This window comes from Chitinibacter fontanus, from assembly GCF_013423785.1.
In the GTDB taxonomy this organism is placed as follows: Bacteria; Pseudomonadota; Gammaproteobacteria; order Burkholderiales; family Chitinibacteraceae; genus Chitinibacter; species Chitinibacter fontanus.
Genome location: NZ_CP058952.1, coordinates 2,228,564 through 2,253,669, shown reverse-complemented (window position 1 = coordinate 2,253,669; position 25,106 = coordinate 2,228,564). Strand labels below are relative to the sequence as shown.

Sequence of the window (25,106 nt, the reverse complement as noted above, 5' to 3'; positions counted from 1 at the left end):
CTGCAATGACAAAAAAAATCTTTTTAATCTGCTTCACAATCTTTGCATGCTTAACTCTGGTTGCGATTTGTCTGTCTGGCCTAGCAATCGCGGTCACCTACCCCAAGCTACCATCTCTCGAAGCGTTAACAGATTACAAGCCCAAAGTGCCATTAAGAGTATTTACTGCCGACAAGGTATTGATCGGTGAGTTTGGTGAAGAACGCCGTGCCTTTACACCAATTGATAAAGTGCCCAAGCAGATGATCAACGCTCTTTTGGCAGCAGAGGATGAGCGCTTTTATGAGCACGGTGGGATTGATTATCTCGGTGTTCTTCGTGCGATTGGCGGGAATTTAATCTCTGGGCACGCCCGGTCTGGCGCAAGCACCATCACAATGCAAGTTGCCAGGAATTTTTATTTATCAAATGAAAAGACCTTTAGTCGGAAATTTAATGAAGCATTATTGTCGTTTAAGATTGAGCACAACCTCTCAAAAGATCAAATTTTAGAACTATATATTAATCAAATTTACTTAGGCCAAAGAGCCTACGGCTTCGCTTCGGCGGCACAAATTTATTATGGAAAATCGATTGATAAATTAAGCATTGCTGAGATGGCAATGTTAGCGGGCCTTCCCAAAGCGCCATCTGCTTACAATCCAGTGGTAAATCCGAAGCGTGCAAAATTGCGGCAAATGTATGTTCTACGTCGCATGCACGAACTTAAAACAATTACAGACACAGAATACACACAGGCTCAAACAGAGCAGCTCACAGTCAACAAGTCTGCACTACAATTCCCCGTACATGCTGAATATGTTGCAGAGATGGTACGTCAGATGATGTTTGAGCGTTACAAAGACGCTATTTACACCGAGGGCTATCAAGTTTATACAACGATTGACAGCAAAACTCAGCAAGCTGCCTATGACGCACTGCGTGGCGGCTTGATTGACTATGACACACGCCATGGCTATCGCGGCCCAGAGGGGTTTATTGATCCTAATTTACTCGTTGCAGGTGAAGAAGAGCAACTTGATGAGGCGCTTAGCAACATCAAAGATACCGATGATTTGCGCACTGCTGTTGTTATCGCAGCAGACACAAAAAGCGTAACAGCTTACATCAAAGGCGAAGAAAAAATCACGATTCAAGGCAATGGATTGCGCTTCGCCCGCAGTGCTTTATCAGACAAGAACGCACCTGCAACACGCATCCGCCCCGGGGCTGTTATACGCATCAGAGCAACTGATCAAGGCTGGACAATTAGTCAACTTCCTCAAGTAGAAGGCGCATTGGTCGCTCTCAATCCGGAGCAAGGCGCAATTCAAGCATTAGTTGGCGGATTTGATTACAACCGCAACAACTTTAATCACGTTACACAAGCCTGGAGGCAACCGGGCTCCAGCTTCAAGCCATTCATCTATTCAGCAGCCCTTGAGCGCGGTGTAACCCCCTCTACACTGATCAACGATGCACCTTTGGTGATCGACCCACAAACGGTAAATGGGCAAAAATGGGAGCCCAAAAACTATGATGGAACATACTCTGGAATGACAACGGTGCGTAAGGCGCTAACCCTTTCCAAGAATCTAGTCTCTATCCGAATCCTACAGGCCATCGGCACTGATTATGCGCAGCAACATATTACGCGCTTTGGTTTTTCACCAAAAAATCATCCAGCCTACCTCACAATGGCACTTGGAGCTGGTAGCGTTACGCCGCTTCAAATGGCGGAAGGCTACGCAGTATTTGCCAATAATGGTTATCGGGTTCGCTCATATTTCATCGATCGTATTGAAGACCCCCATGGCAAAATCATTGCTAAAACGCAACCTGAAATCGCCGGCAAGAATGCCCCTCGCACACTTGATCCTCGCAATGCATTCATCATGACAAGCATGATGGAGGATGTTATCAAAATGGGAACGGCCACCAAAGCCAAAGTACTCGGACGTAATGACTTGGCAGGTAAAACAGGAACAACTAACGATGCATTTGATGCATGGTTTGCCGGCTTCAATCCGAACCTAGTCGCAATAACTTGGATTGGTTTTGACCAACCTCGCTCATTAGGAGCCCGGGAAACTGGTGGAGCCGCAGCCCTACCTGTCTGGGTCAAATTCATGTCTACCGCACTCAATAATATTCCAGAGAACAGCAAAACCATACCTGAAGGTGTGACCAGCAAAACTATAGAAACAGAAAAAGGTGTTCAAACCGAATATTATTTACAAGAATACCCAAATACAAATAGCGAACTTGGACTAGGAGGCGGTGGCGGTCAGGAGGACTCAAGTGGCACACAACCGCTTGGCGAAATTAAAGAATTACTATTCTGAGCCCAGATCATGCAACGACGTGATTTTTTCCGCCAACCTATTCCTGCAAGCATTTCTGCACAATGCTATGTGCCAACAGCCAATCGTAGCGACGAGTCTGCCATTCCAATCGTTGACATTAGTTATGGCGGACTGGGACTACTGGGCATCCATCCTGATTTTGAACTAGACAGCGGGCAGCTACTGCGCGGCTGCCGAGTCGAACTTGGCTCACTAGGCATTATCCATTGCGACTTATTAATAGGATCTCAATCTGCAGTCACACTTAAAAATGGCATTGCCACAGTTCGTACTAGCTGCAAATTTCAGCACCTCACCTCGAACGCAAAAAACCTTCTTCAGCGATTTATTTTTCTGCTAGAGCAGCAGTCACTAAATTCTAAATAGAACGTATATCAAGATTCTTAACACCCCTTGTAAGCATCTTAAGCCACTCCTCTCGATCGATTCGAGCCCATCAACGGGTAGCCTTAGCAGATATTCAATAGGGGTAATTGGCTTAACCTTAAACTGCAGAATGGCATGTGACAAATACCCACCCCACCTTCATTCTGAATCCCTTTCCCCATTTCTCGCACACAGCAAAAAGCCCAGCTATTTCTAGCTGGGCTTTCTACTTACTTAGGGTAGTCTGGCAATGTCCTACTTTCACACGGGCAATCCGCACTATCATCGGCGCTGAGGCGTTTCACTGTCCTGTTCGGGATGGGAAGGAGTGGGACCACCTCGCTATGGTCACCAGACAAAACTGGGTGAGTTAGCTGTACTTGATGCACAACCACTCGAAATCAATAGAAGAAGTAATCTTGTTTCTCTTCACCAAACAATTTCTTTGGGTCAACTGTATCACGTCATATCAACGCGTCTCAGGTTATAGGATCAAGCCTCACGGGCAATTAGTATCGGTTAGCTTAACGCATTACTGCGCTTCCACACCCGACCTATCAACGTCCTGGTCTCGAACGATCCTTTAGAGGTCTTATAGACCTAGGGAAGTCTCATCTTGAGGCTAGTTTCGCGCTTAGATGCTTTCAGCGCTTATCTATTCCCGACTTAGCTACCCGGCAATGCCACTGGCGTGACAACCGGTACACCAGAGGTCAGTCCACTCCGGTCCTCTCGTACTAGGAGCAGCCCCCCTCAAACTTCCAACGCCCACTGCAGATAGGGACCAAACTGTCTCACGACGTTTTGAACCCAGCTCACGTACCACTTTAAATGGCGAACAGCCATACCCTTGGGACCGGCTACAGCCCCAGGATGTGATGAGCCGACATCGAGGTGCCAAACTCCGCCGTCGATGTGAACTCTTGGGCGGAATCAGCCTGTTATCCCCGGAGTACCTTTTATCCGTTGAGCGATGGCCCTTCCATTCAGAACCACCGGATCACTATGTCCTGCTTTCGCACCTGCTCGACTTGTCGGTCTCGCAGTTAAGCCGCCTTTTGCCATTACACTATCAGTACGATGTCCGACCGTACCTAGGCGACCTTCGAGCTCCTCCGTTACAATTTGGGAGGAGACCGCCCCAGTCAAACTGCCTACCATGCACGGTCCCCGATCCAGATAATGGACCTAGGTTAGAACCTCAAAGGGGTCAGGGTGGTATTTCAAGGACGGCTCCACAGAAACTGGCGTTCCTGCTTCAAAGCCTCCCACCTATCCTACACAAACCACTTCAAAGTCCAATGCAAAGCTACAGTAAAGGTTCACGGGGTCTTTCCGTCTAGCAGCGGGGAGATTGCATCTTCACAAACACTTCAACTTCGCTGAGTCTCGGGAGGAGACAGTAGGGCCATCGTTACGCCATTCGTGCGGGTCGGAACTTACCCGACAAGGAATTTCGCTACCTTAGGACCGTTATAGTTACGGCCGCCGTTTACTGGGACTTCAATCAAGAGCTTGCACCCCATCATTTAATCTTCCAGCACCGGGCAGGCGTCACACCGTATACATCCACTTTCGTGTTAGCACAGTGCTGTGTTTTTGATAAACAGTCGCAGCCCTCATTTCTCTGCGGCCTCATTGGGCTCCGGTTGTACACCTTCACCTACTAGAGGCACACCTTCTCCCGAAGTTACGGTGTCAATTTGCCGAGTTCCTTCTCCCGAGTTCTCTCAAGCACCTTAGAATACTCTTCCTACCCACCTGTGTCGGTTTGCGGTACGGTTCGATATTAGCTGAAGCTTAGTGGCTTTTCTTGGAAGCAGGGTATCGCTCACTTCGTCTACAAGTAGACTCGTCATCATGCCTCAGTGTTAAAGTAGCCCGGATTTGCCTAAGCTACACACCTACACACTTAAACCAACTCTTCCAACCGTTGGCTGAGGTAACCTTCTCCGTCCCCACATCGCACTAATACCAAGTACAGGAATATTAACCTGTTTCCCATCGACTACGCATTTCTGCCTCGCCTTAGGGGCCGACTCACCCTGCGCCGATGAACGTTGCGCAGGAAACCTTGGGCTTTCGGTGAGGGGGCTTTTCACCCCCTTTATCGCTACTCATGTCAGCATTCGCACTTCTGATACCTCCAGCATCCTTCTCAAGACACCTTCACAGGCTTACAGAACGCTCCTCTACCATATGTACATCGTACATATCCGCGTCTTCGGTTATCAATTTGAGCCCCGTTACATCTTCCGCGCAGGACGACTCGACCAGTGAGCTATTACGCTTTCTTTAAATGATGGCTGCTTCTAAGCCAACATCCTGGCTGTCTATGCCTTCCCACCTCGTTTTCCACTTAATTGATCATTTGGGACCTTAGACGGCGGTCTGGGTTGTTTCCCTCTTGTCCCAGGACGTTAGCACCCCAGGACTGTCTCCCATGCTCGCACTTGACGGTATTCAGAGTTTGCCATGGTTTGGTAAGTCGCGATGACCCCCTAGCCATAACAGTGCTTTACCCCCGTCAGTGATACATGAGGCACTACCTAAATAGTTTTCGAGGAGAACCAGCTATTTCCAAGTTTGTTTAGCCTTTCACCCCTATCCACAGCTCATCCCCTAACTTTGCAACGTTAGTGGGTTCGGACCTCCAGTGCGTGTTACCGCACCTTCATCCTGGCCATGGATAGATCACTTGGTTTCGGGTCTACGCCCAGCAACTGTGCGCCCTATTCGGACTCGGTTTCCCTACGCCTCCCCTATTTGGTTAAGCTTGCTACTGAACGTAAGTCGCTGACCCATTATACAAAAGGTACGCAGTCACGGAACAAGTCCGCTCCCACTGTTTGTATGCATCCGGTTTCAGGTTCTATTTCACTCCCCTCCCGGGGTTCTTTTCGCCTTTCCCTCACGGTACTGGTTCACTATCGGTCGATGATGAGTATTTAGCCTTGGAGGATGGTCCCCCCATCTTCAAACAGGATTTCTCGTGTCCCGCCCTACTTCTCGTACGCTTAGTACCACAATTGTGCTTTCATATACGGGGCTATCACCCACTATGGCCGGACTTTCCATTCCGTTCTATTAACACGACTGCTATCACGTACAGGCTCTTCCCATTTCGCTCGCCACTACTTTGGGAATCTCGGTTGATTTCTTTTCCTGCGGTTACTTAGATGTTTCAGTTCACCGCGTTCGCTTCACATGACCTATGTATTCAGTCAAGGATGACCCAAAAGGGCCGGGTTTCCCCATTCGGAAATCGTGGGATCAAAGCACTTTGCCAGCTCCCCCACGCTTATCGCAGGCTATCACGTCCTTCGTCGCCTATCATCGCCAAGGCATCCACCAGATGCACTTATTCGCTTGATCCTATAACCTCAAACACGTTTTACCGTGATCTCGGTTTAGAGTATCGGTATTTACGACTTGTTGAATAGTTTCTCAGGCTATTCAACGGCTAGTCTTTCGACTAGCAGATACAATCAACCCAATTTTTTTACTGTTCACATCAGTTTTACCTGATGCTCACATTGTTTAATTAGGAGATATTACTTCTTCTATTTTGTTAAAGAACGATACAGATGTCTTGCGACATTCCGATTTAAGAAACCAGAACAAAATCAATTACCCGAATCAAACGATTCGTCAATTGACTGAATTCTGAACTCTTGTGATTGGTGGAGGATGACGGGATCGAACCGACGACCCCCTGCTTGCAAAGCAGGTGCTCTCCCAACTGAGCTAATCCCCCAATCTGGCATTACTAAGCTGTTTCCACTTACAGGTAAGTGGTGGGTCAAGCTGGAATCGAACCAGCGACCCCCGCCTTATCAAGACGGTGCTCTAACCGACTGAGCTACTGACCCAGCTTTCCAACCGAGTAGTGTTCAAGTTCCCTTGAGCACTGTCTCTGTATCTTCAAAATCTACAGCCGATGAGTGTGAGTACTTGACCCGCAGGTCTTTCTCTTGAAAGGAGGTGATCCAGCCGCAGGTTCCCCTACGGCTACCTTGTTACGACTTCACCCCAGTCATGAATCCCACCGTGGTAAGCGGCCTCCTTGCGGTTAGCCTACCTACTTCTGGTGAAACCCACTCCCATGGTGTGACGGGCGGTGTGTACAAGGCCCGGGAACGTATTCACCGCGACATGCTGATCCGCGATTACTAGCGATTCCGACTTCATGCACTCGAGTTGCAGAGTGCAATCCGGACTACGATCGGTTTTGTGAGATTGGCACCCCCTCGCGGGTTAGCGACCCTCTGTACCGACCATTGTATGACGTGTGAAGCCCTGGTCATAAGGGCCATGAGGACTTGACGTCATCCCCACCTTCCTCCGGTTTGTCACCGGCAGTCCCACTAAAGTGCTCAACTGAATGGTAGCAACTAGTGGCAAGGGTTGCGCTCGTTGCGGGACTTAACCCAACATCTCACGACACGAGCTGACGACAGCCATGCAGCACCTGTGTTACGGTTCCCGAAGGCACTCCTCTATCTCTAAAGGATTCCGTACATGTCAAGACCAGGTAAGGTTTTTCGCGTTGCATCGAATTAATCCACATCATCCACCGCTTGTGCGGGCCCCCGTCAATTCCTTTGAGTTTTAGTCTTGCGACCGTACTCCCCAGGCGGTCAACTTCACGCGTTAGCTGCGTTACTAAGCTCCGAAAAGCCCAACAACTAGTTGACATCGTTTAGGGCGTGGACTACCAGGGTATCTAATCCTGTTTGCTCCCCACGCTTTCGTGCATGAGTGTCAGTATCAGCCCAGGGGGTTGCCTTCGCCATCGGTGTTCCTCCACATCTCTACGCATTTCACTGCTACACGTGGAATTCCACCCCCCTCTGCCGTACTCTAGTTAGCCAGTTCACAATGCAATTCCCAAGTTGAGCTCGGGGATTTCACATCGTGCTTAACAAACCACCTGCGCACGCTTTACGCCCAGTAATTCCGATTAACGCTTGGACCCTACGTATTACCGCGGCTGCTGGCACGTAGTTAGCCGGTCCTTATTCTTCAGGTACTCTCAAGAGCGATGGATATTAGCCACCACCTTTTGCTCCCTGACAAAAGCGCTTTACAACCCGAAGGCCTTCTTCACGCACGCGGCATTGCTGGATCAGGCTTGCGCCCATTGTCCAAGATTCCCCACTGCTGCCTCCCGTAGGAGTCTGGACCGTGTCTCAGTTCCAGTGTGGCGGATCGTCCTCTAAGACCCGCTACTGATCGTCGCCTTGGTGAGCCTTTACCTCACCAACTAGCTAATCAGCCATCGGCCGCTCCAATAACAAGAGGTCTTGCGATCCCCCTCTTTCCCCCGTAGGGCGTATGCGGTATTAGCTATCCTTTCGGATAGTTATCCCCCATTACTGGGTACGTTCCGATGTATTACTCACCCGTTCGCCACTCGCCACCAGACCGAAGTCCGTGCTGCCGTTCGACTTGCATGTGTAAAGCATGCCGCCAGCGTTCAATCTGAGCCAGGATCAAACTCTTTCGTTTAATCGCTATGCTATTTTTACTACTTGGCTTGTACTTCAATACTCAAAGAAAGAAACGAGAAAAACTTAAAAAGTTCGTCTTGTTTATTTCCTATCATCTGAGTGCAAGCACTTGTTTCGACTTACGAATCAAGCACTCACACTCATCGGCTGTATATTGTTAAAGATCGTTGCTGGCATCGCTTCGTTTCGTTGCGTCATCAGCAGAGAGGCCGAACTATACCCACCAGCCTGAAACACGTCAACACCTATCGACGAAGAAAAGCGAACAAAGGCGCTAAGTGGTTGATCGGAAAGGAAACGAAAATCGAAATATTTTGGCAAACAACGCCAAATGCAAACGCACAGCACCAGTGTAGCAACCAACAAAACTCGCAAAAACTCAGAAAAACCGGCCAAAACCGCAGGCAATAAGAAGAAACAACCTGAATCGAACGCTCAAACCGCGCAAAAACCACCCCGAAAAGCACTCAGCCCGCTGGCGCGGGCTGAGTTTTTGTACTTTATATTTGATCTGCTCAATCTTTGGCTGGCTTATCTCGATTACCACCCGCGATCATCTTGTATTCAAACAAACGACATTCGAGCGGACCATTAAATAGCACCGTGCGTTTTGATGCTTTCAAACGCATGTATTTGGGCATATCCAAATCTGCGGTCAGGAAATAAGCATTCCAGCCCGCAAACCGCTGCTTCAATACCGTTGCCCATTGCGGATACAAACTCGCCAGATGTTCTTTCTCATCCATCCGCGCGCCATACGGCGGGTTACACACCCACACGCCCGACTCTACTGGCGGCTTAGCGTCGAGGACATTCAATTGCTTCAATTGAATCGCCCCCTCCAGACCTGCCGCAGCGATATTGGCTTTGGCGTGGATCAGCACCGTACTAGACACATCGGAACCTGAAATCAGATTATTACTACTGGTTTCTTTCGCTTTCGCTTCCGCACGGACGGTCTGCCAGAAATTGTTGTCAAACATGCGCATTTGCTGGAAAGCGAACGAACGACGAATACCTGGTGCGATATTGCGTGCAATCATCGCCGCTTCAATCAGAAAAGTACCCGAGCCGCACATCGGATCGTAAAACGCCTGATCGGGAGTCCAACCGCTGAGCGACAAAATCCCTGCGGCCAGATTTTCACGTACTGGAGCATCGCCCGTTTCCACACGATAACCGCGCTTAAACAGCGCCTCGCCCGAGGTGTCCAGATATAGCGTTGCCATTTTGTCGGACAAATACAGATGAATCCGCATATCCGGCTCTTTGGTATCGACGCTCGGGCGATTACCACACTTCAAACGAAAGCGATCACATACACCGTCTTTGACTTTCAACGCAATAAAATCGAGGCTGCGCAGCGGTGAACGTACTGCAGTCACAGTCACCTTGATGGTGTTTTCCACCGCGAAAATATCCGCCCATTCGGTATCGCGCGCCATACGGAAAATATCGTCTTCGGTGCGGTATGGTTTTTCGACCAACTTCCACAAAATGCGACTGGCGACGCGCGAATACAGATTCGCCTTGTACATCACTGTCCATGGGCCAGCGAAAGCGACGCCACCGTCAGTGACTTTGACCTTCTTAGCGCCCTGCGCCAACAATTCCTGTTCCAAAATCGGCTCGAGGCCACGTGGACATGGGGCGAAAAATTCAAATATTTGCAGCACAGGCTTCTTCTTTATAAAAACTATACGGTTGTGACCACTGTACCCGCATCGAGCATTTTCTGCTCGGTACGGCGGCGGGTTTGCATGATCAATGGCGCCCAAGTTTCGCCTGGACGTTTTTTACGCGTCGTTAGCGTCAGCTCGGACGGACCATACACATTGGTGTTATGCGTCAATGGTGTGGTGATCAGGTATTGCGCTTGTGTTGCCTTCAGGAAAGCGCCGACTCGGTCAATATTAAAAATATCCAAGTGGGCAAATGGCTCGTCGATAAACACAAAGCCCGATGGATTGTTTTCATCCATCATCAAACCAATCAACAGAATCAGCGACTTCATTACCTGCTGACCACCCGATGCCTCACCATCGTTCAAGCCCATCATGCCTTTCTGGTCAAAATTGAAACGCGCAGTCAGACCCGCTTGCGCCAGCACCACGTCGTCGTTTTCCAGATGCGGCATATCAAGCTCAACGTCGATACCGGCCAGATCGCCAAGGCCTTTAATATTGCGGCCATACGCACGCACTGTCGCACGCAGCTTATTGATGTAGGCTGCACGCGCCTCTTCGGTCAACTGACCAGTGCGCTCCACTTCTTTACGGTGGCCTTGGGATTCATCTTCCAGCGCATCGTAATCGGCAACCAATTTATCGCGGCGCTGGATGATGGTTTCGTCTTTTTCCCAATGCGCCTGCGTCAGCTGCTCTTGCTGGCGCTCGATGATGTGACGCACCTCGGTGACGCTGCGATATTCTTCTTTGAGTTGCGCCAATACATTCGGCAACAACCAAGCTGGAAGCGCTTTTTCTTTCAGCACGCGGATCGCGCCGAGCTGGCGACTAATCTCGTTGCGCTGGCGGGTGATCTGCGCTTGCAATTCTTCCACTGCACGACGGAATTGATCGCGCTCGATTTCGATTTTCTGAGCGGCCAGTCGCAACTCAGAGCGACTTTCACGCGAGCCTTCGAGCGAAGCTTGTGCAGCAGCGAGCTCCGCCCCCAGACGCTGCACTTCGGCTTGCTCTGCCGGGAAGCGCTCTGCCGCAGCGGCAAACTCGGCCTGACGCGCAGCCAGTTGCAGCACTGCTTGCATACCCATCAACTGCACGGTGATCGATTGAATATCGCGTTGTACGCTGGCGAAGTCGGTTTCCTGATCCAAAATCTGATCATTCAAGGCTTTCAAGCGCACCGCAATATCATTCAAACGTGAATGACGCGCGGCCTCACCAAAAGCATACTCACGGGTATCGACCCCAATGAAACGCGCACCGCGGCGTTCACGGTAATACCCCTCTTTGGTAATCCAGTCACTACTAATGCGGCTACCCGCTTCTACCGATTTCACGCGCTGAATGCCATTGAGCTGACGGCTCAGCCATGCTGGCACCGGGGCTTTGAAATCGATAATTTCCAGAATCGAGCCCAAATTGGCGCGTGGCGCTGGCTCGCGCTCGGACACAATAAAGTGGCGATAGCGCAAACGCTCGCCCACTTCCCAGGCACGTTGCTTATCCGCTTCGCGTTGCAGCAAGATCAAGTGACGTGATGGTGCCAGCAAAGCCTCGACCGCATCCTGCCAAGCGGGGTCTTTGACTTCACAAATTTCGGTCAACAGCTGATGCGGAATCCCCGCCTCATCGAGCGCGGCGCGCATCTGGCGCACAAATTCGGGCGACGGCGCTTTACCGGCTTGCAGCGCAAATTGTGCCTCAGACAATTGCTGGCGCTCGTCGCGTGCATTTTTCAGCGCGAGCTTTTTCTCGGTCTCGAGTACTTTCAGATCCGCCAAGCGATCGTTCAGGCCAATCGCATCCGCGCCATGCTCGCGCTCAGCGAGTTCACGTAGCTTTTCGCCTTCGCGAATCACCCGTTCGGTATCGCGCGCGGCATCACGTACTTCCTGAAACTTGGCAAACATCGCATCGTAATCGGCCTTGCTTTGCTGCTCGCCATTGAGCGTTTGATTCGCCGCCAATTGCGCCACCGCCAAACGTTTGTCGAGCTGAACCAGATCGCTACGCTTATGCCAAAGATTGCGACGATTTTGCTTAAATTGCACGATGTAATTGCGCAAAGTGTCTTGCGCCTCGGCGACTTGCAACGCGGGAATTACTTCATTTTCGAGACGAACTGTATCCGTACCAAGTGAGCACCATTCCAGATAGGAGCTGGCGCGCAAACGGAAACGCTCAACATCTAAGCCCAATTGCGACAATTGCTGCTGCATTTTGTCGAGCTCGCCTTCGGCTTCACGCAGGCGCACTTTGGCTTCTTGGTAGTGATCCAAGACTTCCTTGTCCCCAAACACTTGGAAAACCAAATCAAGCAATGCCTTAGGGGAGTATTCGCACAGCTTATCCGTATCACCTTGCTCCAAGGCCAATACCTCGGCAATTGCTGGCGTCAAACCGGCTTGCTCCAGACGGCGGCGATAATCACCAACGCCGAGCCACTGTAAAGTCGTTTCGGTTTGGCCATCAAGCTGCGCATCACCTTCGGCAATCGCGTACTGGCGCACCCAATCACCGCCCTGCTTTTTAATCCGGCAAAACAGCGTGACGGTTTCAGACGAGAGCGGGAAGAACAAATACGGAAAAAATCCACCGCCACTGCGGCGTGGATTACTCACCACGGCACGCAACCAAGCTATGTTTTCTTTGTTATTGCGCACATAGCGTTTGTAATCACGGCGGCCCGAACATTTGAGCGCCAGAATCGTGCGCAGCGCATCGAGCAGCGTGGTTTTTCCCGAGCCATTCGGCCCCACCACAGTAACGATTTGCGCATCGAGTGGCACAGAAATACGCTGCCAGAAATCCCAGTGCACCATTTCCAAAGTTTTAATCTGGAACATTTTGACTTCCCTTTTGTGCTTGCTGCCATTCGCTGGCCAACAAACCATAAATCACTTGATCTTGCGCCTGACTGCCGATCACAAAATGCTCGCGCATCACACCTTCGCGCACGAAACCGACGCGTTCGGCCAAAGCTTGCGACGGTAAATTCAGCGCCGAAATTGTCGCACCCAAGCCGCGATACCCTGCGGCAAACAATTGTGAAACCCACAAGCGCAAGGCTTGCGTTGCCAAACCTCGGCCTTGATATTGCGGCAGCAATGAATACGACACTTCGGTGTATTGCATCATCGACGAGCGCTGATTTGCACCGACCATGCCAATCGCTTGACCATCTAGCTCGACGATCATCATCAGCTCAGCCAGCCCTTGGCAGTCGAGCAGCTTGGCCACAGCAACGATGCGCGCCTGCATTGCGGGCAGATCGAGTTTCACGAGCGGCATGTATTTGAGCGCAGCCGGGTCTGAACGCAATTGCAATAAGAACTCAGCATCTTGCACAGTTGCTTGACGCAGAATCATGCATCAATCTCGGCGGTAGCAATTTGCGTGCCCGACAATTTCAAAATATCTGCCAATGCGCCATTAATAATACGCGGCGCGAGTTTGGCGTAGTCGATCATCAAGTCGAGCATCGGGCCTTCATAAATCATCCGGTTACGACGTACGACAAAACCAAGCTTCGAGAGTTGACCGAGATTGGTTGTGAAGCGCATTTTGCCGCCGAGCACTTTGCCAAAGTCAGCATACAGCGCGTCTTCTGACACGCCTTGTGCAACACCTTCGCCGTGCTCGATCGGCTTTTCCGCGCCAAATAAATCGCCCTGCTCTTCGTTACCCGCTTCAACGCGCGCAATTTGGCGTTCACGTTTCGGCAAAATAATCAGCGCCCACACTACGACGAGCAAGGCGATGCCATCGCGCGGCAAGCCCATATTATTGGACAGCCAATTTTCGCCCTCGCCAAACACCCACTCTTCCATATGCGGCTGTAGCGCTACGGCAATATGCTCGGCATAGGGATTTTCCAGCAATTGCAGGCCACACTCAGCCAAACGATGTTCGAGCGACTCACGAAATGCTTCGTCAATCAAGGCGCGGCGCGCGAGTGGGTCTTTGCGCAACACAAAACGTTGCGCCAACAGACGCGCAACCAAAATATTCAGGGCTTGATCCATGTTCTATCAGCCTTTTTTCAGCATGGTATTCAGTGGCGAGAGTCGGCCATGACTAATACTCGCGACCTCGGGGTGATCGGGTTCAAATAATTCAGCGCTGGCCTCAAGCCGCAGCGGAATTTTAACAATATCGGCGACCACACTTTTTTCTAGCGCGGCCTCGGCATCGCCCAGCAAAGACAGCAAAGACAGTCGGTACGCGGTTTCGTTGTAGGTTGGCGCGATGACTGCAGCAGGCAAATCGCCCCCCAAACCATCAGCAACGAGACGATTCAAATCTTCGTACAAGGATTCGGCCAGCAATAAACGTTCGGCCTCGACTTCACCAACCACTTGCGCCGCTGCACCGGCCGGCATTTCGCTGACAATATTAATCGGGCGCTCGCGCTCGCAAATTTCAAATTCGGCCACGTCGAGCAAAATATCCGACACAACAAAATGCGGTTCAGGATGAAACAAAATCAGATCGCGACCAAGACCGGCCAATTTTTCCTGCGTTTGCTGGCGCAACCAATCGGCGACATTGGTCGTCGACAAACCCGACTGCCCCAAATGCACGCGCTGCGACGCCAATTCGGACAACCGACGGTGGAACACCGAGGTTAATCGCAGCATCCGCGCTTGCGCCAAAGCAATCGATTGCGCAATTTGATAAACACGTTGATCGGTGGCTTCGTCGGTCAACACCGTGCGAATCACGTCGGTGCCTTTTTCGACCCATTGCCAGACTTTTTCGAGCTTCTCGCGCGCGGCGCGGATTTGGAATTCGGATTGCGATTCGAGTGCGGCTTCAAAATCGGCGTATAGCTCGTTCAAGCGAGCCAATAAATTGAGCATTACTTCGTTAGAAACCTGGCCCAGCGATTGACCTGCCGCCACCTGCGAGGTTAGATAGCCGAGCTCGGCATCGCCCTCGGCAAATTGCATCATCGTGCCCATTGCGGCCAAAGCGACGCGCCCCGCTTCGGACATCGCATACAGCTGCTCGTCGCTATCCCACACCAGCAAGCCGTTATCGCGCAAGCGTTTGAGTACGGTATCGAGCTTGACCTGATTAATGTAGGCAAAATGCGACTGCAAATCAGCCGGCGACCAGCGCGGCGCATCGGCACGCGCGCCAATTTCGCGCAGCACGATCAGACGAACAAAAACCTCGTCTTCGCCACCGCGAAACAGCGTAATAAACGCATCAATATAGGTACGCGCGCGCAGCAATTCCGCCATTTGTGGCAGTTCGTGCGGCACAAAACCGGGCTGAAAAAAATCGGAGAATAAGTTTTCGTCTTGCATGGAGATGACAAAAATCGGGAAGCAGCAAGACTAAAGGCAAATGAGGCGAAAAACAATGCCTTTAGCAGGAAGTGACACAACAGCGCAAACTAGGTATTTCTACCTCTGGGCTTAGCCCAGATACAGCAATGGGTATTTATCGCCAACCATTATTTAATATGGCTCACCGACAAATACCCACCCAAGCATTACTCGATATCACCATCTGCGGCAATCGCTGCAGCACGCGCAGCCAACAAGGCTTCTTGCTCCGCCGCCAAACGTGCAGCCGCATCTTCTTCCTGCTGCTTGGCCAATTTCTTGGCTTGCTCAAGATAATCGGCAATCGCGTAGGTCAAATCGCGACAACCTTCACCGGTCAGACCGGCAATCACAAAATAGCGTGGTTTCGCTGGATCGAACGGCGCGTATTCATCATACTCACCCGCTTCCCAGCCATAGGCTTTCAGGAAAGCCTGCACGCGCTCTTCGCGCTCATCTTCCGGAATCATGTCGACTTTATTGAGCACCAACCAGCGCGGCTTGTTGTAAAGCTCTTCGTCGTACTTGCGCAGCTCTTCGACAATCGCATTAGCTTCAGCCACCGGATCAACTTCTTCGTCAAACGGCGCCAAATCAACGAGGTGCAGCAAAATACCGGTACGCTGCAAGTGCTTCAGGAAACGATGACCCAAACCTGCACCATCAGCAGCACCTTCGATCAAACCCGGTACGTCGGCAATCACAAAGCTGCGGTTTTCGTCGATGCGCACTACGCCCAGATTCGGGTGCAAGGTGGTAAACGGATAATCCGCCACTTTCGGCTTGGCCGCAGAGACTGCGCGAATAAACGTTGATTTACCGGCATTCGGCATGCCGAGCAAACCGATGTCGGCCAGCACTTTCAATTCCAATTTCAATTCACGACGCTCGCCCTCAGCACCCGGCGTAGTTTGACGCGGCGCGCGGTTGGTCGACGATTTGAAATGCAAATTACCAAAGCCGCCTTGGCCACCTTTGGCAATTGGCAAACGCTCGCCGTTTTTGGTCAAATCGGCGATCAGCTCGCCCGTTTCAGCATCGGTAATGGTCGTGCCAATCGGCATACGCAATTCGATATCATCGCCGCCTTTGCCGTAGCAATCCGCGCCGCGACCGCCTTCGCCGTCTTTGGCTTTGTATTTGCGCACAAAACGGTAATCCACCAGTGTGTTGATGTCTTCATCCGCAATGGCCCACACCGTACCGCCTTTACCGCCGTCGCCACCATCCGGGCCGCCGCGCGGTACGAATTTTTCGCGGCGCATACTAGCCGAGCCATTACCACCCTTGCCGCCGATTACTTCAATTCTTGCTTCATCAATAAACTTCATAACTCTCTCCTACCGCACAGGGTATCGCCCCGCAAACCAAGGGATTTACCACATACCAACCTATACACTGGCATGTATCTGGAAAATCACCTAGCCAGACTGCAAAACCCACAGACCCAACGAAAAAACGTAGCGAGCAGCGCGAAGACAAGGCTTAAAAAGACGAAAAACCGGAATTTACATAAAGTAAATGAGGATTTTGAGTCGTTTTAAAACGCAGTATTCGTGATTCGCAGCAGTTTTCCCATTCAGACAAAGAAAAAAAGCCCCATCACTAGGATAGGGCTTTCAAAGCAAACTAACAAAGAAGCTTAAGCTTCTTCGCCAGTGTAAGGCAGTACAGTTACAGTCCGACGCTTCAGAGCGCCTTTCACTGCAAATTGTACATAGCCATCAACTTTAGCGAACAGGGTGTGATCTTTGCCCATACCTACATTGTCACCAGCGTGGAATTCAGTACCACGTTGACGAACAATAATAGAACCAGCAGGAATCAATTCACCACCGTAAACTTTGATACCCAAGCGTTTGGCTTCTGAATCGCGACCGTTACGCGAACTACCACCAGCTTTCTTATGTGCCATGGTTCAGCTCCTTAATTACTTAACGATTTCGTCAATGCGAATTTCAGTGTAGTTCTGGCGATGGCCAGCACGACGCATGTAGTGTTTACGACGGCGCATTTTGAAAATGCGAACCTTCTCACCACGACCTTGAGAAATAACTGTAGCTTTGATGGAAGCGCCGGCAACCACTGGGGCACCAATCACAACCGCATCACCGTCTGCCACCATCAATACTTCATTCAGTACGATTTGGCTGTCGATGTCTGCAGATATCTGTTCTACTTTAAGTTTTTCGCCGATAGCAACTTTGTACTGCTTGCCACCAGTTTTTACGACTGCATACATAACAAGCTCCTAAGAGTTTGACCCAACGTGCCGCGGACTATTCACACCGGCACGCATCCCCAAAATTGGGAATCGAGCATGTTAAAGCTATGCTTTAATAAAGTCAAGGACTTAACTGCAAGCACCCACAGAAAAACAGCGCAAAACGGGCGAAGCTATGCATCTTCTGCTAAAATCATGCGATTATCAGTTAACCAGCTAGTGCGCAGCTCCTACAGCGCCAAGCCTTAACCCAAAGGGTAAACACAGCGTGTCGATGCAGTTTGTAAAGTCGGTCGTAGATGCCGACATGGCCATCATGGACAACGTCATTCGTGACCGCCTCTACTCCGATGTTGTTTTGGTGCGCCAAGTGGCCGAGTATATTGTAGCCTCCGGCGGCAAACGTCTGCGCCCGATGATTACCCTACTTTCAGCCCAAGCACTTGGCTACCAAGGCCAGCACCACCACGAACTGGCGGCAGTAATCGAATTTATTCACACTGCAACACTACTGCACGATGATGTCGTGGATGAATCAAGTCTACGCCGTGGCCGCGACACTGCCAACGCCCTATTTGGCAACGCCGCCAGCGTACTGGTCGGCGACTTTTTATACAGCCGCGCCTTTCAAATGATGGTGAATTGCGGCTCAATGCGGATCATGGAAGTACTGTCAGACGCCACCAACATCATTGCAGAAGGCGAAGTATTGCAGCTGATGAATATTGGCAATATCGACATCGATGAAGCCGATTATTTAAAAGTGATCCGCTACAAAACAGCCAAGCTATTCGAAGCCGCGTCACGCCTTGGCGCGATCCTAGCCAACCAAGACGCCAGCACCGAAGACGCACTCGCCCGCTACGGCATGCATCTAGGCACCGCCTTCCAAATTATTGACGACGTACTTGATTACTCAGGCAAACAAGAAGAAATCGGCAAATCACTGGGCGACGATCTCGCCGAAGGCAAGCCAACCCTGCCATTAATTTATGTAATGCGCCACGGCCAAGCCGATGCGGCCGCCACCGTTAAAGACGCACTTGAGCACGCCAAGCGAGAAAATTTTAGCGCCGTACTCAATGCCGTACAGCAATCCGGCGCGCTTGAATACGCACGCAATGTCGCGCAAAAAGAAGCCCAACTCGCCAAAGAATGTCTCGTTCAACTACCTGATTCGCCACATACCCAAGCGCTACTTGCACTGGCTGACCTAGCCATTGATCGCAACAGCTAATCTAGCATCACCCCAATAAAAAACCCCGACTTCTTGCGAAGACGGGGTTTTTTATTTCAGCGACAAGCACCGATGCCGGGCAATTAAGCAGCAGGAGCAGCCACTTTGCGCGCTGGCAATTTTTCCTTGATGCGTGCAGATTTACCTGAACGATCACGGAGGTAGTACAGTTTAGCGCGACGAACGTCACCACGGCGTTTAACTTCAACCGAAGCCACCAATGGAGAGTAAGTCTGGAATGTACGCTCAACGCCAGTACCAGAAGAAATTTTGCGAACGATGAAGTTGCTGTTCAGACCGCGGTTACGCTTAGCGATAACTACGCCTTCGTAAGCCTGCAGACGTTCACGATTACCCTCTTTCACTTTTACCGATACGACAACAGTGTCGCCTGGCGCAAATTCTGGCAGGGTTTTACCCAAACGGGCGATTTCTTCTTGCTCGAGTTGTTGAATCAAGTTCATTTTAATGCTCCATATGAGGCTTGTACCTTCTGCCGCAATCACTCTTGCGGTAGCGCCGAATATTCAGTTTTAAATTCAGCCAGAAGACGAGCCTCTTCTTTAGATAACTGGCGTGTTTGCAGCAAATCCGGACGACGCACCCAAGTGCGCCCCAGCGACTGCTTCAAACGCCAGCGCCTTATTGCGGCATGGTTCCCCGACAACAAAACCTCAGGCACCACCATATCGCGATAAACTTCGGGACGGGTGTAATGCGGACAATCCAGCAACCCATCCACAAACGAATCTTCCACCGCACTGGCCGCAGTATTTAATACCCCAGGCAACAGACGGGACACGGCATCAATTACGATCATCGCGGGCAATTCGCCACCCGACAACACATAATCACCCACCGAGATTTCCTCATCGACGTGCGAGGCAATCACCCGCTCGTCCACCCCCTCATAACGCCCACACAACAGAACCAGAGCCGGCTTTTGCGCCAACTCAGCCACCTTCAGATGTGTTAACGGCGCACCCTGAGGGGACAAATACACCGTATAAGGCTGCAAGCCAGACGCCAATTGACGTTGCTTGCAATACCCAAGCGCAGCATCCAGCGGCGCAGGCAACATCACCATCCCCGGACCACCACCAAACGGCCGATCATCAACACGATGATAATTGTCCCTAGTGAAGTCACGCGGATTACAAGTCTCCACCCCAATCAAGCCCAACTCTACCGCCCGGCGCGTAACACCGTGCGCAGTAATGGCGCCAAACATCTCGGGAAACAAGGTCACCACATCAAACTGCATACCACGCTGTGGATTTTTTAGTTCAGACATTGATACGGCCCGGATTAAAAATCCAGCCCCCAATCCACGCGCATCACACGCACATCAAGATCAACATCCAACACGACGTGCCCCACAAAAGGCACCAAACGCTCTTCATCACCGTCCTTAACGACAATCACATCGTTAGCGCCAGTCTCGAACAGCTTATCAATAACACCAAGGCGTTCACCCTGCGTATTCACTACCGCCAGACCAATCAAATCAGCCCAGTAGTATTCACCCTCTTCCGGCTCAGGCATTTCGCTGCGCGGCACTGCGATCTCGCAACCTTTTAAAGCAAAGGCAGCATCCCGATCGTTAACCCCTTGCAGCTTGGCACCGAGCTTTTTCGGCTGAACATGTGCATCCGCAACCTGATACGACTTCCACTGACCATTTTTACCCAACCACCATGTTTTGTAGTCAAGCAAACTATCAGCGTATTGCGTATCAGCAATTAAACTAACCCAACCCTGAATACCAAAAGCCCCGCTAATGTAACCCATCACCACCAGATCATCCGGCACGGCACCCTGAGCTTCCACTGACGAGGCTTTAAGATTTTTCACCACGGAAAAATTAGGCCGCTTTTTGCTGTTTGATCAAACGAGCTACGGTATCAGAAGGCTGTGCACCAACACCCAACCAGTAGTTCAGACGATCAGCAACAAAGCGCAACTCTTCAGCAGCACCAGCAGCTTGTGGATTGTAGAAGCCAACGCGCTCGATGAAACGACCATCGCGGCGGTTGCGAGAATCAGTCACTACAACGTTGTAGAACGGGCGATCTTTTGAGCCACCGCGAGCAAGACGAATCACGACCATAATAAAACCCAATATTGGTAAATAAAAATAAGCTCGCAATCATGCCAGAATTTACCAGCAGCTGCAAGACCAAATACAAAACCATCGCACGAACGGCGATTACATCCCCGGCATTAAGCCCTTGAGCCCGCGCATCATTTTCATCATGCCGCCACCCGAGAACTGCTTCATCATCTTCTGCGTTTGCTCAAACTGCTTGAGCAAACGATTCACTTCCTGCACCGACACCCCGGCTCCCGCAGCAATCCGGCGCTTACGACTCGCCTTGAGCAACTCAGGCTTGCGGCGCTCCAATGGGGTCATCGAATTAATAATCCCTTCAATCCGTGTTACCGCCTTATCCGTCACCTGACTATCGGCCATCGCACTCAATTGCCCCGGCAGCTTATCCATCAATGCCGCCATGCCGCCCATTTTTTTCATTTGCTGAATCTGGGTTTTAAAGTCTTCCAGATCAAATCCTTTGCCAGATTTGACCTTTTTCATCATCTTCAGCGCTTCGGCTTCATCAACCGAATTTTGCACATCTTCGATCAGCGACAATACATCGCCCATGCCGAGCACACGGCTTGCCATACGGTCTGGATGGAACGGCTCAAGGCCAGTCAGTTTCTCACCGGTACCCAAAAATTTAATCGGCTTACCCGTAATATGCCGCACCGACAACGCCGCACCGCCACGTGAGTCACCGTCCATCTTGGTCAACACCACACCAGTTAGTGGCAGCGCTTCATTAAAGGCCTGCGCAGTATTCACCGCGTCCTGCCCCTGCATTGCATCGACAACAAACAGCGTCTCAACCGGATTAACCGAAGCATGCAGAGACTTGATCTCCTGCATCATTGCTTCGTCAATCGCCAAACGACCGGCCGTATCGACAATCAGCACATCAAAGAAATGACGTTTGGCATAATCAATCGCCGCATTGGCAATATCAACCGGCTTTTGCGTCACATCGGACGGATACCACTCCACCTGCAACTGACCCGCCAAGGTTTTGAGCTGCTCAATCGCAGCTGGGCGATATACGTCAGTTGAAACCAGCAATACTTTTTTCTTTTGCGTCTCTTTTAGCAGCTTGGCCAACTTACCCGAGGTCGTGGTCTTACCCGCCCCCTGCAAGCCCGCCATCAAAATCACTGCCGGCGGCTGCGCGGCCAGATTGAGCGCATCATTTTGCGCCCCCATCAGCTTGGTTAACTCTTCATAAACCACACCGATCACCGCCTGACCCGGTGTTAAGCTACCTACAACTTCTTTACCCTCGGCTCGCACCTTTACGTCGGCAATAAATTGCTTCACCGCCGGCAAGGCCACATCTGCCTCAAGCAATGCCATACGCACTTCGCGTAGCGCATCTTTAATATTGTCTTCAGTCAGACGCGAATGACCACGCAAGGTTTTAACGACGCCGCCCAAGCGGCCAGACAAGTTTTCAAACATGCAACGATTCCTTGAACAACAGATGCCGCAGCGGCACCCGCTCTGTTAGACTTAACTACTTTCTATTTTACCTCAATTGCCGTGCTGACTTTGCTTGCGCTGCTCTCTTTATTTGTTTACCTACTTCTCGGCTGGCACTTCTGCCAAACCCGACTAGCAGGAAAACACGCTCTCAATTCAAATATAAGCCTTGCCGCGCTCGGCATTGGCCTAACTGCACACGGCATAGTCATTGCCAACACACTACTGCAATCACCCACATTCTTTGGCGCAGCGGAAGCACTTTCACTAACCGCATGGCTGGCCATATTGATTTATTGCCTTGGCAGAATTCGCTGGAACCTTGATGGTTTAGAACCACCACTCTTCGCTTTTTCGGCCGCATTTATGGCATTGGCGCTAGCGCTCCCACAGGGACATCTGATTTCTTATGCGCAATCCGGCCTTTCACGTGTGCACTTTATGCTCGCCATGTTTGCACAAAGTTTCTTATTCATCGCCGCTGGGCTGGCAGTGCTCATGCGCCTAACCGATAGCACGCTACATCACCACGCAAGAAAATTACTTGCTCGCAAACTCCCCCCGCTACTAACCCTCGAAAAGCTCTTGTTCGGCACCATTACAACTGGCTTTACATTACTCACTATCGCCCTCATTGCTGGCGCTCTATTAAATCAGCAAGCCCATGGCATCGTGGTCCAGTGGTCGCACAAAACCGTATTTGGCCTCAGCTCATGGCTACTATTTGGCGGCTTACTGCTAGGCAATCACATCAAAGGCTGGCGCGGCCGATTTGCCGCCAACTGGACCCTTGTTGCTTTTGCCGTGCTATTCCTAGGATATATAGGGACACGTATTGTGCTAGAGGCCTTTCTAAGCAAGGGCTAGACAGCAATACCCAAAGAAAGAACCAACTAACCACGGCACAGCGACGCACCCTCAAATCTGAACAGGCCATTTTGACGCGTCGTAAGCAACACATATCCATGAAATGCGATGCCAATTCCGCGCAATCAATCTTCATCTGCTAGACTAGAAAAGATATTTTATTGATATAACGCCGCTCATAGACCAATAATTCATGGCGTTTGATACTATCAATAATCCAACTGGAGTGATTTTTTTGTTATGAGCACCCCGCAAATTTCCGGCCTCGCCCGTTTGTTGGTCCAACACGGACGACTAAGCGAAACCGACGCTGAAGCGTTGCAGTCGGCCGCCCTTAGCAATAAAACCACTTTCATTGAGCAGCTAACCCAAAGCAAGAAACTGACTGCACGCGAAGTTGCGGAGTTTTCCGCGCAAACATTTGGCTACCCGCTACTCGACCTTGATCGAATTGATTCCAGCTACTTACCTCAAGGTCTGCTAGACAACAACGTCATGCGCATGCAGCGCCTCGTGCCATTATTTAAGCGTGGCACCAAGCTATTCATTGGTCTTTCCGACATCACCAACCTTGAAGCGGTTGAAAAAGTCCGGTTTCAAACCAACTCACAAGTTGAACCCATTATTGTCGAAGACAATAAACTAATTGTCCTGCTCAATAAAACCATTGAGGCAACTGGTGCCAGCCTCAAAGACATGGTGATCGACGAAGCTGACCTTGCCCTAGAAGGCGGCGAACAAGAACCGAGTGCCGCGGAAACCCAAATGGGCCAAGATATTGACGATGCACCTGTCGTCAAATATCTGCAAAAGATGCTGATGGATGCCATCAACACCGGCGCCTCAGATATCCACTTTGAGCCTTATGAGAAATTTTATCGCATCCGCTTTAGGGTCGACGGCGTATTACGCGAGATTGCCCAACCCCCGCTGGCGATCAAAGAAAAAATCTCATCGCGGATTAAAGTAATTTCTAAGTTGGATATTTCAGAGAAACGCATCCCTCAAGATGGTCGTATGAAGTTAGTGCTATCCAAATCGCGGGCAATCGACTTCCGGGTTTCCACACTTCCCACCATGCATGGTGAGAAGATTGTAATGCGTATTTTGGATCCATCATCTGCGACACTCGGCATTGATGCTCTCGGCTACGACCCAGACCAAAAAGCCATTATTCTTGACGCTATTCAGCGCCCTTATGGGATGGTTCTAGTTACCGGACCAACAGGCTCGGGTAAAACCGTATCTCTGTATACTTGCTTAAATTTACTAAATAAGCCCGATATTAATATCTCCACAGCGGAAGATCCCTGTGAGATCAACTTACCTGGCATCAACCAAGTCAATGTCAACGACAAAGCAGGGCTGACCTTCTCTGCCGCACTGAAGGCCTTCTTACGGCAAGATCCAGATATTATCATGGTAGGTGAGATCCGTGATTTGGAAACTGCCGACATTGCAATTAAGGCCGCCCAAACTGGGCACATGGTTTTTTCAACCCTACACACGAACGATGCGCCAACAACGTTAACCCGGATGCTCAATATGGGCATTCAACCGTTTAATATTGCTTCGTCAGTTATTTTGATTACCGCCCAGCGCCTAGCTCGTCGTCTATGTAGCTGCAAAAAACATGTTGAAATTCCACCTCAAGCAATGCTTGATGCTGGTTTTACTCAGGAAGATCTCGATGGAACCTGGGAACCCTATGGTCCGACTGGCTGCGATTTGTGCAAAGGTACGGGCTACAAAGGACGGGTAGGCATTTACCAAGTCATGCCGATTACCGACGAAATCAATCGACTTATTATGAACCACGGCAATGCAATTGATATTGCCGATCAAGCCCGTCGCGAAGGGGTACTCAGCCTACGCGAGGCGGGCCTTCGCAAAGTCAAACAAGGCCTAACCTCACTAGAAGAGGTAATGGCAGTAACAAATATCTAGCAAGGGGTA

At 50.6% G+C, this 25,106-nt stretch carries 18 protein-coding genes, 2 tRNA genes and 3 rRNA genes; 5 read left to right on the top strand and 18 right to left on the bottom strand.

Annotated elements, in window-relative coordinates:
• Window positions 1-5 precede the first annotated feature (5 nt).
• Both HZU75_RS10690 and HZU75_RS17765 read left to right on the top strand, forming a co-directional pair.
• The gene (locus HZU75_RS10690; RefSeq protein ID WP_180306051.1) at window positions 6-2,324 is read left to right on the top strand and encodes a penicillin-binding protein 1A; all 2,319 of its coding nucleotides are present in this window, start codon (window positions 6-8) and stop codon (window positions 2,322-2,324) included.
• A gap of 9 nt (window positions 2,325-2,333) precedes the next feature.
• The gene (locus HZU75_RS17765) at window positions 2,334-2,711 is read left to right on the top strand and encodes a PilZ domain-containing protein (protein ID WP_180306050.1); all 378 of its coding nucleotides are present in this window, start codon (window positions 2,334-2,336) and stop codon (window positions 2,709-2,711) included.
• Between the two features lie 242 nt (window positions 2,712-2,953).
• Here HZU75_RS17765 and rrf read toward each other — a convergent pair.
• The 13 genes from rrf to rplU all read right to left on the bottom strand — a co-directional run bounded on the left by rrf (window position 2,954) and on the right by rplU (window position 17,490).
• A 5S ribosomal RNA gene (gene rrf, locus HZU75_RS10680) occupies window positions 2,954-3,067 on the bottom strand.
• A 132-nt stretch (window positions 3,068-3,199) separates the two neighbouring features.
• Window positions 3,200-6,086: ribosomal RNA gene (locus HZU75_RS10675) — 23S ribosomal RNA — on the bottom strand.
• Window positions 6,087-6,392: 306 nt separating this feature from the next.
• Window positions 6,393-6,468 (bottom strand) — tRNA-Ala (locus tag HZU75_RS10670).
• 38 nt (window positions 6,469-6,506) lie between these two features.
• Window positions 6,507-6,583, bottom strand: a tRNA-Ile gene (locus HZU75_RS10665).
• A gap of 105 nt (window positions 6,584-6,688) precedes the next feature.
• Window positions 6,689-8,222, bottom strand: a 16S ribosomal RNA gene (locus HZU75_RS10660).
• The 16S, 23S and 5S rRNA genes sit together here with 2 tRNA genes alongside, the layout of an rRNA operon.
• 517 nt (window positions 8,223-8,739) lie before the next feature.
• Entirely contained in the window at window positions 8,740-9,900 is a 1,161-nt protein-coding gene (locus HZU75_RS10655) for a THUMP domain-containing class I SAM-dependent RNA methyltransferase (protein WP_373279609.1), read from the bottom strand.
• A gap of 20 nt (window positions 9,901-9,920) precedes the next feature.
• Entirely contained in the window at window positions 9,921-12,758 is a 2,838-nt protein-coding gene (locus tag HZU75_RS10650; protein ID WP_180306049.1) for an ATP-binding protein, read from the bottom strand.
• Complete coding sequence (locus tag HZU75_RS10645) at window positions 12,745-13,281, bottom strand: GNAT family N-acetyltransferase (RefSeq protein ID WP_180306048.1); 537 nt, start codon at window positions 13,279-13,281, stop codon at window positions 12,745-12,747. The genes HZU75_RS10650 and HZU75_RS10645 overlap by 14 nt, the downstream gene beginning before the upstream one ends.
• Window positions 13,278-13,937 carry a hypothetical protein gene (locus tag HZU75_RS10640; protein WP_180306047.1) on the bottom strand — a complete coding sequence of 220 codons (660 nt, stop codon included), beginning with the start codon at window positions 13,935-13,937 and terminating at the stop codon, window positions 13,278-13,280. The genes HZU75_RS10645 and HZU75_RS10640 overlap by 4 nt, the downstream gene beginning before the upstream one ends.
• 6 nt (window positions 13,938-13,943) lie before the next feature.
• The gene (locus tag HZU75_RS10635) at window positions 13,944-15,227 is read right to left on the bottom strand and encodes a hypothetical protein (RefSeq protein ID WP_180306046.1); all 1,284 of its coding nucleotides are present in this window, start codon (window positions 15,225-15,227) and stop codon (window positions 13,944-13,946) included.
• A gap of 188 nt (window positions 15,228-15,415) precedes the next feature.
• Window positions 15,416-16,579, bottom strand: coding sequence for a GTPase ObgE (obgE, locus tag HZU75_RS10630; RefSeq protein ID WP_180306045.1), 1,164 nt, complete (start codon window positions 16,577-16,579; stop codon window positions 15,416-15,418).
• Window positions 16,580-16,890: 311 nt separating this feature from the next.
• Entirely contained in the window at window positions 16,891-17,163 is a 273-nt protein-coding gene (gene rpmA / locus HZU75_RS10625; protein ID WP_028448431.1) for a 50S ribosomal protein L27, read from the bottom strand.
• 15 nt (window positions 17,164-17,178) lie between these two features.
• Window positions 17,179-17,490, bottom strand: coding sequence for a 50S ribosomal protein L21 (gene rplU / locus HZU75_RS10620; protein WP_157670803.1), 312 nt, complete (start codon window positions 17,488-17,490; stop codon window positions 17,179-17,181).
• 256 nt (window positions 17,491-17,746) lie between these two features.
• Between rplU and HZU75_RS10615 the strand changes: the two genes are divergently transcribed.
• Window positions 17,747-18,709: a polyprenyl synthetase family protein gene (locus HZU75_RS10615; protein WP_228028267.1), complete on the top strand. Its 963-nt coding sequence runs from the start codon at window positions 17,747-17,749 to the stop codon at window positions 18,707-18,709.
• Between the two features lie 83 nt (window positions 18,710-18,792).
• On the opposite strand, the gene rplS is transcribed toward HZU75_RS10615, so the two are convergent.
• The 5 genes from rplS to ffh all read right to left on the bottom strand — a co-directional run bounded on the left by rplS (window position 18,793) and on the right by ffh (window position 22,262).
• A complete protein-coding gene (gene rplS / locus HZU75_RS10610) occupies window positions 18,793-19,173 on the bottom strand; it encodes a 50S ribosomal protein L19 (protein WP_180306044.1) in 381 nt (126 codons plus the stop codon).
• 38 nt (window positions 19,174-19,211) lie between these two features.
• A complete protein-coding gene (gene trmD, locus HZU75_RS10605; RefSeq protein ID WP_180308793.1) occupies window positions 19,212-19,973 on the bottom strand; it encodes a tRNA (guanosine(37)-N1)-methyltransferase TrmD in 762 nt (253 codons plus the stop codon).
• A 44-nt stretch (window positions 19,974-20,017) separates the two neighbouring features.
• Entirely contained in the window at window positions 20,018-20,563 is a 546-nt protein-coding gene (gene rimM, locus HZU75_RS10600; RefSeq protein ID WP_308419411.1) for a ribosome maturation factor RimM, read from the bottom strand.
• A gap of 10 nt (window positions 20,564-20,573) precedes the next feature.
• Window positions 20,574-20,819 (bottom strand): 30S ribosomal protein S16, encoded by a 246-nt coding sequence (rpsP, locus tag HZU75_RS10595; RefSeq protein ID WP_157670806.1) that lies wholly within the window; start codon window positions 20,817-20,819, stop codon window positions 20,574-20,576.
• A 99-nt stretch (window positions 20,820-20,918) separates the two neighbouring features.
• Window positions 20,919-22,262, bottom strand: coding sequence for a signal recognition particle protein (gene ffh, locus HZU75_RS10590; RefSeq protein ID WP_180306043.1), 1,344 nt, complete (start codon window positions 22,260-22,262; stop codon window positions 20,919-20,921).
• 81 nt (window positions 22,263-22,343) lie between these two features.
• Between ffh and HZU75_RS10585 the strand changes: the two genes are divergently transcribed.
• Both HZU75_RS10585 and pilB read left to right on the top strand, forming a co-directional pair.
• On the top strand, window positions 22,344-23,150 hold the full coding sequence (locus HZU75_RS10585) for a cytochrome C assembly family protein (RefSeq protein WP_180306042.1): 807 nt from the start codon (window positions 22,344-22,346) through the stop codon (window positions 23,148-23,150).
• 240 nt (window positions 23,151-23,390) lie between these two features.
• On the top strand, window positions 23,391-25,097 hold the full coding sequence (pilB, locus tag HZU75_RS10580; protein WP_180306041.1) for a type IV-A pilus assembly ATPase PilB: 1,707 nt from the start codon (window positions 23,391-23,393) through the stop codon (window positions 25,095-25,097).
• The last annotated feature ends 9 nt before the right edge of the window (window positions 25,098-25,106 follow it).

Coding starts and splice junctions, on each gene's coding strand:
- HZU75_RS10690 (WP_180306051.1), top strand. CDS start 6: ATGACAAAAAAAATCTTTTTAATCTGCTTCACAATCTTTGCATGCTTA.
- HZU75_RS17765 (WP_180306050.1), top strand. CDS start 2,334: ATGCAACGACGTGATTTTTTCCGCCAACCTATTCCTGCAAGCATTTCT.
- HZU75_RS10650 (WP_180306049.1), bottom strand. CDS start 12,758: ATGTTCCAGATTAAAACTTTGGAAATGGTGCACTGGGATTTCTGGCAG.
- HZU75_RS10645 (WP_180306048.1), bottom strand. CDS start 13,281: ATGATTCTGCGTCAAGCAACTGTGCAAGATGCTGAGTTCTTATTGCAA.
- HZU75_RS10640 (WP_180306047.1), bottom strand. CDS start 13,937: ATGGATCAAGCCCTGAATATTTTGGTTGCGCGTCTGTTGGCGCAACGT.
- HZU75_RS10635 (WP_180306046.1), bottom strand. CDS start 15,227: ATGCAAGACGAAAACTTATTCTCCGATTTTTTTCAGCCCGGTTTTGTG.
- obgE (WP_180306045.1), bottom strand. CDS start 16,579: ATGAAGTTTATTGATGAAGCAAGAATTGAAGTAATCGGCGGCAAGGGT.
- rpmA (WP_028448431.1), bottom strand. CDS start 17,163: ATGGCACATAAGAAAGCTGGTGGTAGTTCGCGTAACGGTCGCGATTCA.
- rplU (WP_157670803.1), bottom strand. CDS start 17,490: ATGTATGCAGTCGTAAAAACTGGTGGCAAGCAGTACAAAGTTGCTATC.
- HZU75_RS10615 (WP_228028267.1), top strand. CDS start 17,747: ATGCAGTTTGTAAAGTCGGTCGTAGATGCCGACATGGCCATCATGGAC.
- rplS (WP_180306044.1), bottom strand. CDS start 19,173: ATGAACTTGATTCAACAACTCGAGCAAGAAGAAATCGCCCGTTTGGGT.
- trmD (WP_180308793.1), bottom strand. CDS start 19,973: ATGCAGTTTGATGTGGTGACCTTGTTTCCCGAGATGTTTGGCGCCATT.
- rpsP (WP_157670806.1), bottom strand. CDS start 20,819: ATGGTCGTGATTCGTCTTGCTCGCGGTGGCTCAAAAGATCGCCCGTTC.
- ffh (WP_180306043.1), bottom strand. CDS start 22,262: ATGTTTGAAAACTTGTCTGGCCGCTTGGGCGGCGTCGTTAAAACCTTG.
- pilB (WP_180306041.1), top strand. CDS start 23,391: ATGAGCACCCCGCAAATTTCCGGCCTCGCCCGTTTGTTGGTCCAACAC.